The following is a 14,439-nucleotide window of genomic DNA, read 5'->3' on the forward strand; positions in this document are numbered from 1 at the left end:
AATGCGCGTGCCGGCGGCCGGGGCCCGCAACGCCTGCGGGTAGCATCCGGGCCCGTGGGCGTGCGATTCGAGGAACTGGCCTGGCGGGAGACCCCGATCGGCCTCATCAGCCTGCGCCGGCGCCGCGACCCGTCGCTCGGCGTCGAGGTGTACGAGGTCAAGCTCGACGACGAGTTCCTGATGTCCAGCCTCTTCCCCGTCGCGGAGATCGAGCTGGCCCGACTGGGCCTGGCCCCGCTGGCCGGGCAGGGGCTCGACGTGGTCGTCGGCGGCCTCGGCCTCGGCTACACCGCCCGCACCGCCCTCGAGGACGACCGGGTCGCCTCGCTGCTGGTGGTGGAGGCGATCGAGGACGTCATCGACTGGCATCGCCGGGAGTTGCTGCCCTTCGCCGCCGGGCTGGCCGCGGACCCGCGTACCCGGTTCGTGCGCGCCGACTTCTTCGCCGCCGTCGCCGACGGCACCGGCTTCGACCCGCAGGACCCGGCGCGGCGGTTCCACGCCGTGCTGCTCGACGTGGACCACTCGCCGCGCAACGTGCTGCACCCCGGCCACGCCGCCTTCTACACCCCCGACGGACTGCGCCGCCTCGCCGCCCACCTGCACCCGGACGGGGTGTTCGCCCTCTGGTCGGACGACCCGCCCGATCCCGACTTCGAGGCGACCCTCGCCGCGGTGTTCCGGACCGCGCGGACGCACGTCGTCCCGTTCGCCAACCCGCTGACCGGCGGGGAGTCGGCCAACACCGTCTACGTCGCCCAGCGCTGACGCCGGAAGCTGCGCCTCCTGGTCGAGAGCGCGGGAACCGGACAGCCCTGCTGGTCCACCTGGCGACCCTGGACGCCGAGGCCGCCGAACTGAACGGCGGCCCGCCGCCGGCTGATCTGGAGCGGCGCTTCCCGCACTGGCCGACGCCCATGCTCTGCCCCCTGACCGCCCGCCCCGGGCCCCTTACGATTCCACCGCAACGGACGCGGGGCGGGTGGCCCGCAGGCCGTGCGCTGGGCGTGTTCGTGCGCCGGCCAGACGCCCGGCGGCAGTACGACCAGTTGGGGAAGTTGCCGCCGACATCGACCCGAGATCTTGGACAGTTGTCGTTCCCGGAGGACGGTAACTGTCCAAGATCTATCCTGCCGGCCGCCAACCGGCGGCGATTCGGCCGCCCAGCACCGGACGTCTGGGCTGTGGTGACGACGCCGGCCTGTTCGAACGCCAGCCAGTCGAGCGCATCGGCCTCGTCGGGCCGGAAGGTCGGGGCGCACTTTCCGCTTCATGCGCCTCGGCGGCCGGCGGCCCAGCCCGGCCAGCGCCGACGAGCCGGCCAGCCGGTGGGCCGTCGCCGCCTTCCGGGCGTACGCGGCGTACACCCGTACCGCCGACTTCCGGGCGGCGCTGGACGCGGTGCTGGCCGACGCGGCGGCCCCGACCTCGACGGTGGTGTGCAAGGAGAGTGTCCGGTGGCACTGCCACCGGCGCGACGCGCCGAGGACTTCGCCGGTCGTGGCGGCATGGCCGGGTGCGGGCCGGGAAGGCGGACGGGTAGGCCGCGCGTCGCGGCCGGAACCACGGGAGGGTGGACATGCGAGCCGTACTCTGGGTCGTCGGTGTCGTCGCCGGCGCGCTCGTCCTGCTCGGGCTGCTCCTGGAGGCGGTCCGCTGGCTGGTGATCATCGGTGTGGTGGCGCTGGTCGTGGTCGTCGTCATGGGGGTGGTCAAGGGCCGGCAGACGGTGCGCCGTTCGGCCGGGCACCGCTGACGTCGAGCGCGGCGGCAAACTCTCCTCGTAGGTCGCGAACGGGCGCCCGTCGGCCGGGTAGGCGACCAGCCGGCCGTGGGCCATCGCCGCGACCCGTCTTCCGCCGGTCGGGCGGGGGACCCCGCCGCTACCTACGCGACCGTAGGTTACCGTTAGGTAGGACGACGGTGCGCCACGGGCGGAGGAGAGACATGGACCTGAGTGCGGAGCGGCCCTGGCTGCGCAGCTACGCCCCGGGCGTGCCGGCGACCGTCACGCCGTCTGACGAATCGCTGGTCGACCTGCTGCGCGACGCCGCCCGCCGGTTCGGCCCCCGGGTCGCCCTGGACTTCTTCGGCGCCACCACCACGTACGCCGACCTGGACGACCAGGTGGGCCGGGCCGCCGAGGCACTGCGCCGGCTCGGCGTCGGCCGGGGCGACCGGGTGGCGCTGGTGCTGCCCAACTGCCCGCAGCACGTCGTCGCCTTCTACGCCGCGCTGCGACTCGGCGCGGTGGTGGTGGAGCACAACCCGCTCTACACCGCCGGGGAGCTCACCCACCAACTCGCCGACCACGGCGCCCGCGTCGCGATCGTCTGGGACAAGATCGCCCCCCTCGTACGCGACACCACCGACGCGACCGCCGTCGAGACGGTGGTCGCCGTGGACCTCACCCGGGCGCTGCCCCGGCGCAAGCGCCTGGCGCTGCGGCTGCCGCTGGCCCGGGCGCGGGCCACCCGCGCGGCGATGACCGGGCCCGCGCCGGGGGCGCTGTCCTGGGAGCGGCTGGTCGCCGCCGCCGGGCCCCTCGCTGCCGACCATCCCGCCCCCGGACCGGACGACACGGCGCTGTTGCAGTACACGGGCGGCACCACCGGCACGCCGAAGGGCGCGATCCTGACCCACCGCAACCTGCGGACCAACGCGGCGCAGGGCCGCGCCTGGGTGCCCGGCCTGCGCGACGGCGAGGAGACGGTGTACGCGGTGCTGCCGCTGTTCCACGCGTACGGGCTGACGCTCTGCCTGACCTTCTCGGTGAGCATCGGCGCCACGCTGGTGCTCTTCCCCCGCTTCGACCTGGAGCAGACCCTGGAGGCGGTACGCCGCCGCCCGCCGACCTTCCTGCCCGCCGTACCGCCGATCTACGAGAAGCTGGCCCTGGCCGCCCGGGAACGCGGGGTGGACCTCTCCTCGGCCCGGTACGCCATCTCCGGCGCCATGGCGCTGCCCCCGGCGACGGTCGAGCTGTGGGAGTCGGTCACCGGCGGGCTGCTCGTCGAGGGCTACGGCATGACCGAGACCTCGCCCGTCGCGCTCGGCAACCCGGTCTCCCCCGCCCGCCGGCCGGGCACCGTCGGCGTGCCCTTCCCGTCCACCGACATCCGCATCGTCGACCCCGAGGACCCGTCGCGCGACCGGGAGCCGGGCGAGGCGGGCGAGCTGCTGATCCGGGGACCGCAGGTGTTCACCGGCTACTGGAACCGCCCGGCGGAGACGGCGGCGGTGCTGCTGCCCGACGGCTGGCTACGTACCGGGGACATCGTGGTGACCGACGCCGACGGCTTCGTCAGCGTGGTAGACCGGATCAAGGAGCTGATCATCACCGGCGGGTTCAACGTCTACCCGTCGGAGGTGGAGGACGCGCTGCGCCAGGTTCCCGGTGTCCACGACGCCGCGGCGGTCGGCCTGCCCGGCGAGCACGGCGGCGAAGAGGTGGTGGCGGCGGTCGTCCTGGACGACGGCTCCGACCTCGACGAGGCGAGCATCCGGGCGGCGTGCCGGCGGCATCTGACCGGATACAAGGTGCCCCGCCGGGTGGTCGTCGTCGAGGATCTGCCCCGCTCCCAGATCGGCAAGGTCCTGCGCCGCGAGGTCCGCGACCGGCTGCTCGCCGACCGCTGACAGCGCCCGGCTGCGGGCGGTCGGTCAGAACCAGTCGTCGCGCATCTCCAGGATGGTCCGGTCGAGGCTGTCCAACAGGTCGAACTGCGGGCCGGTACGGGGCAGTTCGTGGCGGAAGAAGTACCGGGCGGCCTGCCGCTTGCCGGCGTGCAGGTCGGCGTCCGGGCCGTCGCCGGGGCCGCCGGTCGCCTCGACGACGAGCACCTGCTCCAGCCATATCCAGGCGATCACGACATGGCCGACCGCCTCCAGGTAGACGCTCGCGTTGGCCAGCGCCACGTCCGGGTCGCCGGTGCTCCACAGCCGCCGGGTGACCAGGGAGACCCGGTCCAGGGCGGCGCCGAGCGACGCGGCCAGCTCGGCGACCTCACCCCCGGCCTTCCACGCGCGGGTGACCGTGGCCCGGGCCGTCTCCACCAGCAGCGCGAGCCCCGCCCCGCCCCGCATGGTGACCTTGCGTCCCAGCAGGTCCAACGCCTGGATGCCGTGGGTGCCCTCGTGGATCGGGTTGAGCCGGTTGTCCCGCCAGTGCTGCTCGACGTCGTGGTCCCGGGTGTAGCCGGAGCCGCCGTGCACCTGGATGGCCAGGTCGTTGGCGGCCAGGCACCACTGCGACGGCCAGCTCTTCGCGATCGGGGTGAGCACGTCCAGCAGCAGGCGGGCCCGCTCCCGGTCCGCCGCCTCCGGTGCCGTCTTCTCCTCGTCGAGCAGCCGGCCGCAGTAGAGGACCAGCGCCAGGGCACCTTCCACGTAGCTCTTCTGCGCCAGCAGCATCCGTCGCACGTCGGGGTGGGCGACGATGGGCACCTGCGGCGTGGCCGGATCCTTGCCGGCCAATGGGCGACCCTGCGTTCGCTGTCGGGCGTACGTGAGGGACTTCAGGTAGCCGGTGTAGCCGAGGGCGGTCGCGCCGGCGCCCACCCCGATCCGCGCCTCGTTCATCATGTGGAACATCTGTGAAAGGCCCTGGTGCGCCTCGCCGACCAGGTAGCCGACCGCGCCGGGGCGCCCGCCGGGCCGGTGCACGCCCTCCCCGAAGTTGAGCAGCGTGTTGGTGGTGCCCCGGTAGCCCATCTTGTGGTTGAGGCCGACCAGGACGACGTCGTTGCGGGCGCCGAGCGCGCCGTCGTCACCCAGCAGCACCTTCGGGACGATGAACAGCGAGATCCCCTTCACCCCGGGCGGGCCGCCGGGGATCCGGGCGAGCACCAGGTGGACGATGTTCTCCGACAGCTCGTGGTCGCCGCCGGAGATCCACATCTTGGTGCCGTGCAGCCGGTACGTCCCGTCGTCCTGCGGCTGCGCGCGGGTGGTGATGTCGGCCAGCGAGCTGCCGGCCTGCGGCTCGGACAGGCACATGGTGCCGAAGAAGCGTCCCTGCACCATCGGCCGGACCCAGGTGTCGATCTGCTCGGGGCTGCCGTGCGCCAGCAGCAGGTTGGCGTTGCCGAGGGTCAGCAACGGGTACGCCGAGGTGCCGGCGTTGGCGGCCTGGAACCAGGCGAAGCAGGCGGCCCGTACGACGTGTGGCAGCTGCATCCCGCCGACCGAGGCGTCCATGCCGGCGCCCAGCAGCCCGGTCTCGGCGAAGACGTCGAGGGCCTGCTTGACCTGCGCGATGGTGTGTACCCGACGGCCGTCGAAGGTGGGCTCGGCGAGATCGGCGGCGCGGTTGTGCGGGGCGAACCGCTCGGTGGCCACCCGCTCCGCGAGTTCCAGCACGGCGTCGAAGGTCTCCCGGGAGTGCTCGGCGTAGCGGTGCCGCCCGGTCAGCCGGGTCACCTCCAGCCAGTCGTGCAGCAGGAAGCGCAGGTCGCGACGGGAGAGCAGGTTGGACGACACGGGTCTCCTTCCGCCGACGGGCGTGCCGTCGGCCGCGGCGCGGCCCGGCGGTGCCCTCGCGCAGGTCATCCTGACTGATCCGGGCGGCCGGCGCACCACCCGCAGCCGCGTGCGCCGGCCGGGTCTGCAAACCCCGGCGCGTCGCCTGCCGCCGGCCGGCCGGCCCACCAGCTACGGCACCCGCGCTGACCGCCTCGCATCCCGCCCCTGGGGACCGGCGGCATCTAGAACTTCGGGCTGCCGCATTGGATACGAAACGGCATTGCGCCGCAATTCGGACAGGTTCTTGCCATGTCCATCGATGTCTCCCTATTCTCTGCGGGAAAGCGCTTTCCACGCCCGGGTCGACCAGACGATCCGCTCGCCGGCAGGCGAAAGGTCGGCAGCCTCGACGGCCCGCCGACCTGACCAACGGTGTGCGGCAACAACACTCAGCGATCGAAGACGAAGGTGAGGCGAGGATGAGACGACCAGTCGCACTGCGGCTCAAGGTGGCCCTGGCCACGACGGCCGTCGGGGCCGCGATCGGGGTGGCGGCCCTGCCGACATCCGAGGCGTCGGCAGCGGCCGGCAGCGCCACCGGCTACGCGACCCAGAACGGCGGGACCACCGGCGGCGCGGGCGGGCAGACCGTGCGGGCCAGCACGGGGACCGCGATCCACGCGGCCCTGTGCGGTCGGGCCAGTAGCAGCACCCCGATCATCATCGAGGTCACGGGAACCATCAACCACGGCAACACCAGCAAGGTGTCGGGAGGAAGCTGCAGCACCGCCGACGGCGTGATCGAACTCAAGCAGATCAGCAACGTCACGATCATCGGGGTCGGCAGCGGAGCCGTCTTCGACCAGTTGGGCATCCACATCCGCGATTCCAGCAACATCATCATCCGGAACGTGACCGTCCGGAACGTCAAGAAGTCGGGCTCGCCCACGTCCAACGGTGGCGACGCCATCGGCATGGAGAGCAACGTCCGCAACGTCTGGGTCGATCACGCCACCCTGGAGGCCTCGGGCGGGGAGTCGGAGGGGTTCGACGGACTCTTCGACATGAAGGACAACACCCAGTACGTGACGCTGTCCTACAGCATCCTGCGCAACTCCGGCCGTGGCGGCCTCATCGGGTCCAGTGAGAGCGACCGCTCGAACGGCTTCGTCACGTTCCACCACAACCTGTACGAGAACATCGACTCCCGCACGCCCCTGCTGCGGGGCGGCGTCGCTCACATCTACAACAACTCCTACGTGAGCCTGCGCGAGTCCGGCATCAACTCCCGGGCCGGGGCCAGAGCCAAGGTGGAGAACAACTACTTCCGGAACTCCAAGGACGTCCTGGGCACCTTCTACACCAGCGAGGCCGGCTACTGGCAGGTCGCCGGCAACACCTTCGACAACGTGACCTGGTCCAGCCGCAGCGGCGACAACAACCCCGCCGGTCCCAACCCGCAGTCCAACACCACCGTCAGCATCCCGTACTCCTACCGCCTCGACGGTGCCAACTGCGTGCCGGACATCGTCCGCCAGACGGCCGGCGCCAACACGGGTCTGCGGGAGTCGGACGGCAACTGCTCGCCGCAGACGCCCGCACCGACGCCGACCACCCCCACGCCCGGGCCGACCAGCCCCACACCGGGCCCCACCAGCCCCACACCGGGACCGACCCAGCCCGGCGGGACCAACCTCAGCATCGGGGCCGGCTCCGACGGCTCCAGCAAGGCCAGCGGCACGAGCTACGGCAACGTGCGGGACGGCAACCTGAGCACCCACTGGTCACCGGCCGGCGCGACCGGCGACATCTCGATCAAGTGGGGTTCCGCCACCACGGTGTCCAGGGTCGTCATCCGCGAGCCGTCGGGCACCCAGGGCAGCATCGGGTCCTGGCAGGTGGTCAACCACGGCAACGGCGCCGTCCTGGCCGCCGGCAGCGGGGCGGGCGTCATCACCTTCGCCGCGACCTCGCTAACCAAGATCACCTTCAGGATCACCAGCTCGACCGGTGCGCCGAAGGTCGCCGAGTTCGAAACCTACGCCGGGTAGCAGCGCGGTCCCGTTGTCCGCCCGGGACCCGCGGCTCCCGGACCGCCGGGCAGCAGCAACCACCCGGCATCGACGCCGTGACCACCGCCGCCACTGATCACCCGGGCGGGGGCGAGGGCCGTCAGACACGACGGCCCTCGCCCTCGGCCCCGGCCTCCGCCCCTGCCCCCGGCCCTCGCCCCCGGCCCTCGGCCCCTGCCCCCTGCCCCCAGCCCTCGCCCTCGGCCCTCGGCTCCGGCCGCTCACGGGCGGGCGCTCGCCAGAATCCGGGTCAGCTCACCTCGGCGAGCAGTCCGTCGACGAGGTCGCGCGGCAGCCCGTGGGTGTCGTGCAGGTCCCGGTAGTCCTCGTCGGTCAGCGGCCCCCGGGACCGGCGTCGGGAGACCACCGGCCGCCCGCGCCGCAGCAACTCCCGGAACCGCCGCTCCTCGCCGGAGAACACGTCGCGCACCTCGTCAACGGTGCCGGGCTGCCCAAACCCGTCGAGGGTGTGCCGCACCGCGCCGGTCGGCAGGTCGGACAGGGTCCGGGAGGCGTCGTCGCGCCACAGCGTGGTGAGCGCCCGGCGCAACAGCCGGCGCAGCACGTAGCCGCGGCCGGTGTTCGACGGTCGTACGCCGTCACCGATGACCACCACGCTCGCCCGCAGGTGATCGGCGACCAGGCGCAGCGACCCGTCCCGCAGACCCCACCCGCCGGAGACGCCGCGTACCCACGGCACGAGACCCGCACCCTCGAAGACCGAGCGGTGCCCGCCCAGCACCATCTCCAGCCGTTCGAGACCCATCCCGGTGTCCACGTTGGGCTGCCGCAGCGGCGACAGCCGGCCGTCGGGGTGCCGGTGGTGGCGCATCCCGACGTGGTTCCAGACCTCCATCCACCGGCTGTCGGTGCCGGGGGTGCCCAGGGGCGGGCCGTCGCCGGTCCAGACGAAGATCTCCGTGTCGGGTCCGCACGGCCCGGTCGGGCCGTTGGACCACCAGTTCTCCGCCCCGGTCAGCTCCACGGGCAGGCCCAGCTCGTTCCAGGTACGCAGCGACGGCTCGTCCGGGCCGACCTGCTCGTCGCCGCCGAAGACCGTCACGTGCATCCGGTCGTGGTCGATGCCGAAGCCGTCGCGCAGCAGTTCGTAGCCCCAGCGCAGGCTGCGCGGCAGGTCGTAGTCGCCCAACGACCAGGAACCCAGCATCCGGAACAGGGTCAGGTGGGTGCAGTCGCCGACCTCGTCCAGGTCGGTGGTGCGCAGGCAGCGCTGCACGTTCACCAGCCGTCGGCCCAGCGGGTGGGGCCGCCCCTCCAGATAGGGGGTCAGCGGGTGCATCCCGGAGGTGGTGAAGAGCACCGGGTCGCCCGGCGGCGGGATCAGGGAGCCGTCGGACACGAGTTCGTGGCCGCGTTCACGGAAGAAGTCGAGGAAGGTTCGGCTGATCGGGTCGTACGTCATGGTGGTGGCCTTTCCGGGTGGAGCGACCGGAAGGTCCGCCGCCGGGGACCGGCGGGGCTGACGCGACGAGAGAGCCGGCGGACCGTTTCCGGTCGCCGGCGGGAGATGGTGAGGTCAGGCGGCGACGACCGACGAGCGCGAAGCTCGTGCGGCCGCGGCGGCAAAGAAACGCCTGATCTCCATGCCCCCGACTGTACGCACACGTCGGCGCCGCCGCCCAGCGCGTTTTCGCGGGCGGCGGCGCCGGGACGGGCTCAGGCGCCCGCGGACACGAGGGCCGGGGTGGGACGGTCGTCGGCGCGCTGGGGCGTCTTGCGGTTCGGCAGTGAGAGCCGGAACACCTTCCGCCACGCGGAGAGGACCTGCCGGGGCAGTGAGCCGGTGGTGTACTTCAGCCCGTAGCGGTCGAACAGCGCCCGCACCTCGGGGGCGACCTCCTGGTAGCGGTTGCTGGGCAGGTCCGGGAAGAGGTGGTGCTCGATCTGGTACGACAGGTTGCCGGTCATGATGTGCATCAGCCGGCTGCCGCTGATGTTGGCCGAGCCGAGCATCTGCCGCAGGTACCAGTCGCCGCGGGTCTCGCCCTCGATCGAACGCCTGGAGAAGGTCTCCACGCCCTCCGGGAAGTGCCCGCACATGATCACCGAGTGGCTCCACAGGTTGCGCAGGAGGTTGGCGGTGAAGGTGGCGGCGAGCGTGTGCAGGAACGACGGTCCGGACAGCAGCGGGTGCAGCACGTAGTCCTTGAGCACCTGCCGGCGGATCTTGCGGCCGACCGCCTTGGCGCGGGCCCGGAACTCCGGCTTCTTGTGCCGGCCCTTGCGCAGGTTGCGCCCCAGCTCCAGGTCGTACGCGGCGATGCCGTACTCGAAGAAGCAGGCGTTGATGAAGTTCCACAGCGGCTGGCCCAGGTGGAACGGGTGCCACCGCTGGTCCTCGTCGACCCGCATGATGCCGTAGCCGAGGTCGTTGTCCTTGCCGATGACGTTGGTGTACGTGTGGTGCAGCTCGTTGTGCGAGTGCTTCCACTGGTCGGCCGGCGAGACGTGGTCCCACTCCCAGGTGGTGGAGTGGATCTTCGGGTCGCGCATCCAGTCCCACTGGCCGTGCAGGACGTTGTGGCCGACCTCCATGTTCTCCAGGATCTTGGCCACGGTCAGGCCGGCCGTGCCGACGATCCAGGCGGGCGGGAACAGGGAGAACAGCAGCACCACCCGGCTGCCCACCTCCAGCTTGCGCTGCGTCGAGATGACCCTGCGGATGTACGCGGCGTCCCGCTCGCCCCGGTCGGCGACCACCCGGGCGCGGATCGCGTCCAGTTCCTTGCCGATGGTCTCGATGTCCTCGGCACTGAGGTGGGCGATCGGGTTGACGGGCTTGTTCTGGATCGTGGTCACGTCAGGTGCTCCCGGTCAGTGGTCGATGTCGCAGGGGCCGGCCGCGGCCGACACACAGGTCTGGATGCGGACGCCGTCCCCGGGCACCGCCGTGGTCAGGTCCCCGTTGCGCAGGTCCCGGACCGCGCCCTGGCGCAGCGGCAGGACGCAGCCGAAGCAGATGCCCATCCGGCAGCCCGAGGGCATCAGCACCCCGGCGTTCTCGCCGGCGTCGAGCAGCGGGGTGGCGCCGTCGGCCTGGACGGTGACGCCCGAGCGGGCGAAGGTGACGGTGCCGCCCTCGCCGGGCGAGATGACGGTGGGCCGGAACCGCTCGGTGTGCAGCCGTTCGCCGCACCCCCCGGCGGTCCAGTGCGCCGCCAGGGCGTCGAGCAGGCCGGTCGGGCCGCAGGCCCAGGTCTCCCGGTCCAGGTGATCGGGCACGAGACGGTCCAGGTCACCCACGGTGAGCAGCCCGTCGGTGTCGGTGTGCCGCTCCACCAGCCGGATCGCGCCCCGCTCGGCCAGGTCCCGCAGCTCGACGCCGAAGATCACGTCGGCCGGGGTGGGCGCCGAGTGCACCACGACGACGTCGGCGCCACCCAGCACGTCGGCGCGCAGCATCCCCATCACGGGGGTGACGCCGCTGCCCGCCGTCACGAAGAGCACCCGGGTCGGCGGCCGGCCCGGCAGCACGAAGTCGCCCTGGGCCTGGTCGAGCTGGACCACCGTCCCGGGCCGCGTCCGGCGCACGAGGTGGTTGCTGACCACCCCGTCCGGGATCGCCTTCACGGTGACCGAGATCGGCCCGCCCCGGCGCGCCGGGGCCGAGGTGACCGAGTAGGCGCGCCACTGGCGTACGCCGTCGACGTCGACGCCGAGGCGGACATACTGCCCGGGGGTGTGCCCGCGCCAGTCGCGGCCGGGCTGGATCACCAGCGTCACCGCGTCGGCGGTCTCGGGGCGTACGGCGAGGATCCGGCCGCGCAGGTCGGCGCCGGAGCGCAGCGGCGCGACCAGGTCGAGGTAGTCGTCGGGCAGCAGCGGGGTGGTGACCGACGCGGCCAGCCGAAGGATCCGGCCCCGCAGGGCCGCCTTCCCGGTGGGGTGCGGGACGGTGGTGGTCATGATTCGATGGTCGCGGCAGAATGGCATAAAATCTTGACCTCGGAAGGTGAACCGGACGAGGCATTTTGTGCGGAGGGAACAAACGTGTCGGAACGCTCGAAGGCCACCCGACGCGCGGCCCGCCTCGAGCTGGACGCCGGGGTGGCCGGCGCGCTGCACGACCGGCTGCCCCTGCTCGCCGAGCGCACGGTGACCGCCATCACCGCCGAGGTGCCGAGCTACTCCGGCACCCTGACCGGCCAGATGCGCGAGAAGATCGAAACGGCGGTGCAGATCGCGCTCGGCACGTTCCTCCAGCTCATCGGTCGCTCCCAGGGCAACGACCCGAGCACCCCACTCGTCGGCGCACTGGAGGCCGCGTACGCCCTCGGCAGCGGCGAGGCGCGCTCCGGCCGGAGCATGGACGCCCTGCTCGCCGCGTACCGCGTCGGTGCCCGGGTCTCCTGGCGGGAGATGTCCACCACCACCGTGCAGGGGGGGCTCTCCGCCGCCACCGTCGCCCAGTTCGCCGAGCTGTTGTTCGCGTACATCGACGAGCTCTCCGCCGCCAGTGTGGCCGGGCACGCCGACGAACTGGCCAGCGCCGGGCGGGCCCGGCGGCGCAACCTGGAACGGCTCACCCAGCGGCTGCTCGCCGGGGAGCCCGAGGAGGTGCTGCTGCGTAGTGCCGAGTCGGCCGACTGGCCGCCTCCGCAGACCCTCACCGTCGTCCTGCTCCCCCGGGCCAACCTCCGGGCCACGCTCGCGCGACTGCACCCGCACACCCTGGAGAGCGGCGACGACCCGCCGGCAGGCGGGGCGGGCGAGGACCTGGCGGTGCTGCTGGTGCCCGACACGCACGGCGACCGGCGGCGACAGCTCGCCCGGGTGCTGCACGGACGCCGCGCGGTGCTCGGCCCCGCCCGACCCTGGGCGCAGGTGGCCTCCTCCTACCAGCGCGCGGTCCGGGCGCTGTCGCTCGGCCTCCGCCCGGCCGACAACGGGCCGGCGCTGGACACCGAGGAACACCTCGCCGAACTGGTGCTGAGCACCGACCCGGAGGGACTCGCCGACCTGCGCGCCCGGGTCCTGGCGCCACTGGCGTCGCTGCCGCCCGGCACCGCCGACCGGCTCGCCGAGACGCTGCGCTCCTGGCTGCTGCACCAGGGCCGGCGCGACGACGTCGCCGCCGGCCTCTTCGTGCACCCGCAGACCGTCCGCTACCGGATGGGCAAGCTCCGCGAGCTGTACGGCGAGCGCCTCACCGATCCGGCGACCGTCCTCGACCTCACTCTCGCCCTGGCCTTCCCACCCCGGGCCGAGGCCGACGAGACACCGCCCTGACCGGACACGACCGCTCCGCGTGATCGCTCGATGACGCTGAGGTCAGATACCGGACATAGGCGTACCGCCCGTGCACGGAGAGTGTCACCCTGGTGCCTCCCCCGCCCGCGATCACCCACCCGGCTACCGGCTTCCCGAGCGGGCCGTCGGCGGCCCGCTCGGCGGGGCGAACGGGGCCGGCTCCGGTATCACGACGCCTTCCGCCAGAAGGCCGCCGGACGGGCCCCGGCGAACGGGAGGACGGGGCATGGCGTCGCACACGGGGGACGGGCCCGGAACCGACCGGACAGCCCCGGCCACCGGGACCCGGCCGGCGCGCCCGGGCGGCACCGGCCGGCTCCGCGACACGCTCCGGACGACCCCGACGCTGATCGTGCTCAGCGGCGCCGTGCTGCTCGTCGCGCTGGCCGCCACCGCCACCGTCGCCGTGCGGTCCCACCCGTCGGCCACCACGCTGGGCGAGCGGTCCGCGGCGACCGCCGTGGACACCAGCACGACCGCCCGGCAGATCTACCAGGGCCTCGCCGACGCGGACGTCGCCGCCAGCGCTGTCTTCCTGCTCCCGCCGACCGAGGACCGACGGGCCTCGCTGGTGACCGCCTACGACGCGTCCGTGCACGAGGTGGAACGCACGCTGACCGACTCGATGGGCAACGCCGTCGGTGACCCGGACCGGCTCACCCGGCTGGCGACGATCGCCGCCCGGCTGAAGGTCTACCGCGACGTGGTGTGCGCCGCCCTGCGGGTGGCCGGTCCGCTCCCCGCGGCGGCCACCGGGAACCGGCAGCCCTGCCCGCTGGCGGGGGCGACGGAGCAGGCCGGAACGGGCAGTCCGGCCGCCCGCGCGGTGCTCGCCTCGGCCTACGCGCGGGAGGCGTCGCACTACATGTCCACCGAGCTGCTCACCGCGGCGCAGGGCCTGTGGAACTACGACACCAGGCTGCTGCTCGACGCCCGCGCCGACGCCCGCGGATGGCTGGCCGCGTCCGTCCTGGTGCCGCTGGCGACCCTCGCCGCCCTGGTGGTGGCGCAGGTGTGGCTGCACCGGCGCACGCGGCGCCGGTTGAACGCCGGCCTGCTGCTGGCCTCGGTGAGTACCGCCGCCGTGCTGGCCATGCTGGTCTCGTCGTGGTGGCACTGGCCGGCCGCCGACCGGGGATTCCCGGAACTGGAACGGGCGATCGACGCGCAGAGCGCCACCCAGCAGCGGCTCGGCAGCCTGCTGGCCGGCCGCGCCGACGTCTACCTGGGGCTCGGCGCGAGCGTCGACCCGGCCGGGCACAAGGCGGACTTCGACCGTCGGGACCTCTGTCTCGACCCGGCCGGAGGGCCGGCACCGCCCAGGGACCGGATCGACTGCACCGACCTGGAGGAGACGGTCTGGCCCGCCCGGCAGAGCCGGACACCCGACGCGTTCCGCGGCGCGGTGGACACCGTGCTCGGCGGGGGATCGGCGGGCCGGGCCTTCGTCGCCGCCGAGGGGCACCTGCTCACCGACCTGACCACCCGCAACGAGGAGGTCTCCCGGATGGTCGCCGACCTGCCCGAGGCCCGCCGCCACCTGGGCGCCGCAGCCGCCTGGGTCACCCTGCTCGCCGCCGCCGGTGTGGTCGCCGGGCTGCGCCAGCGTTACCTGGAGTACCAGTGACCGCAC

At 73.1% G+C, this 14,439-nt stretch carries 10 protein-coding genes and 1 pseudogene; 7 read left to right on the plus strand and 4 right to left on the minus strand.

Going from position 1 to position 14,439, the window contains the following annotated elements:
* Positions 1-54 precede the first annotated feature (54 nt).
* The 4 genes and pseudogenes from GA0070608_RS27315 to GA0070608_RS27320 all read left to right on the plus strand — a co-directional run bounded on the left by GA0070608_RS27315 (position 55) and on the right by GA0070608_RS27320 (position 3,639).
* Positions 55-768 carry a polyamine aminopropyltransferase gene (locus GA0070608_RS27315; RefSeq protein WP_091631508.1) on the plus strand — a complete coding sequence of 238 codons (714 nt, stop codon included), beginning with the start codon at positions 55-57 and terminating at the stop codon, positions 766-768.
* A gap of 504 nt (positions 769-1,272) precedes the next feature.
* Positions 1,273-1,464, plus strand: a pseudogene (locus GA0070608_RS34380) (DUF488 family protein); the annotation flags it as partial.
* 115 nt (positions 1,465-1,579) lie between these two features.
* Positions 1,580-1,756, plus strand: a complete 177-nt coding sequence (locus GA0070608_RS32860) for a hypothetical protein (RefSeq protein ID WP_176734010.1) — start codon at positions 1,580-1,582, stop codon at positions 1,754-1,756.
* A gap of 191 nt (positions 1,757-1,947) precedes the next feature.
* Positions 1,948-3,639, plus strand: coding sequence for a long-chain-fatty-acid--CoA ligase (locus GA0070608_RS27320; RefSeq protein WP_176734011.1), 1,692 nt, complete (start codon positions 1,948-1,950; stop codon positions 3,637-3,639).
* A 24-nt stretch (positions 3,640-3,663) separates the two neighbouring features.
* Here the strand turns inward: GA0070608_RS27320 and GA0070608_RS27325 are convergent, their stop codons facing one another.
* Positions 3,664-5,481: an acyl-CoA dehydrogenase gene (locus GA0070608_RS27325; protein ID WP_091631513.1), complete on the minus strand. Its 1,818-nt coding sequence runs from the start codon at positions 5,479-5,481 to the stop codon at positions 3,664-3,666.
* Positions 5,482-5,942: 461 nt separating this feature from the next.
* Here GA0070608_RS27325 and GA0070608_RS27330 point away from each other — a divergent pair, with 461 nt between their 5' ends.
* On the plus strand, positions 5,943-7,514 hold the full coding sequence (locus tag GA0070608_RS27330; RefSeq protein ID WP_091631515.1) for a pectate lyase family protein: 1,572 nt from the start codon (positions 5,943-5,945) through the stop codon (positions 7,512-7,514).
* A 271-nt stretch (positions 7,515-7,785) separates the two neighbouring features.
* On the opposite strand, the gene GA0070608_RS27335 is transcribed toward GA0070608_RS27330, so the two are convergent.
* From GA0070608_RS27335 to GA0070608_RS27345, 3 genes are all read right to left on the minus strand, one after another.
* The gene (locus GA0070608_RS27335; protein WP_091631518.1) at positions 7,786-8,958 is read right to left on the minus strand and encodes an alanine--tRNA ligase-related protein; all 1,173 of its coding nucleotides are present in this window, start codon (positions 8,956-8,958) and stop codon (positions 7,786-7,788) included.
* Between the two features lie 254 nt (positions 8,959-9,212).
* Positions 9,213-10,355: a fatty acid desaturase family protein gene (locus GA0070608_RS27340; protein WP_091631521.1), complete on the minus strand. Its 1,143-nt coding sequence runs from the start codon at positions 10,353-10,355 to the stop codon at positions 9,213-9,215.
* A 15-nt stretch (positions 10,356-10,370) separates the two neighbouring features.
* The gene (locus GA0070608_RS27345; protein WP_091631523.1) at positions 10,371-11,462 is read right to left on the minus strand and encodes a ferredoxin reductase; all 1,092 of its coding nucleotides are present in this window, start codon (positions 11,460-11,462) and stop codon (positions 10,371-10,373) included.
* An 84-nt stretch (positions 11,463-11,546) separates the two neighbouring features.
* On the opposite strand from GA0070608_RS27345, the gene GA0070608_RS27350 reads away from it, so the two are divergent.
* Both GA0070608_RS27350 and GA0070608_RS32865 read left to right on the plus strand, forming a co-directional pair.
* Entirely contained in the window at positions 11,547-12,785 is a 1,239-nt protein-coding gene (locus tag GA0070608_RS27350) for a PucR family transcriptional regulator (protein ID WP_091631525.1), read from the plus strand.
* Between the two features lie 247 nt (positions 12,786-13,032).
* Entirely contained in the window at positions 13,033-14,433 is a 1,401-nt protein-coding gene (locus GA0070608_RS32865) for a hypothetical protein (RefSeq protein WP_176733858.1), read from the plus strand.
* The last annotated feature ends 6 nt before the right edge of the window (positions 14,434-14,439 follow it).

This window comes from Micromonospora peucetia, assembly GCF_900091625.1.
GTDB lineage: Bacteria > Actinomycetota > Actinomycetes > Mycobacteriales > Micromonosporaceae > Micromonospora > Micromonospora peucetia.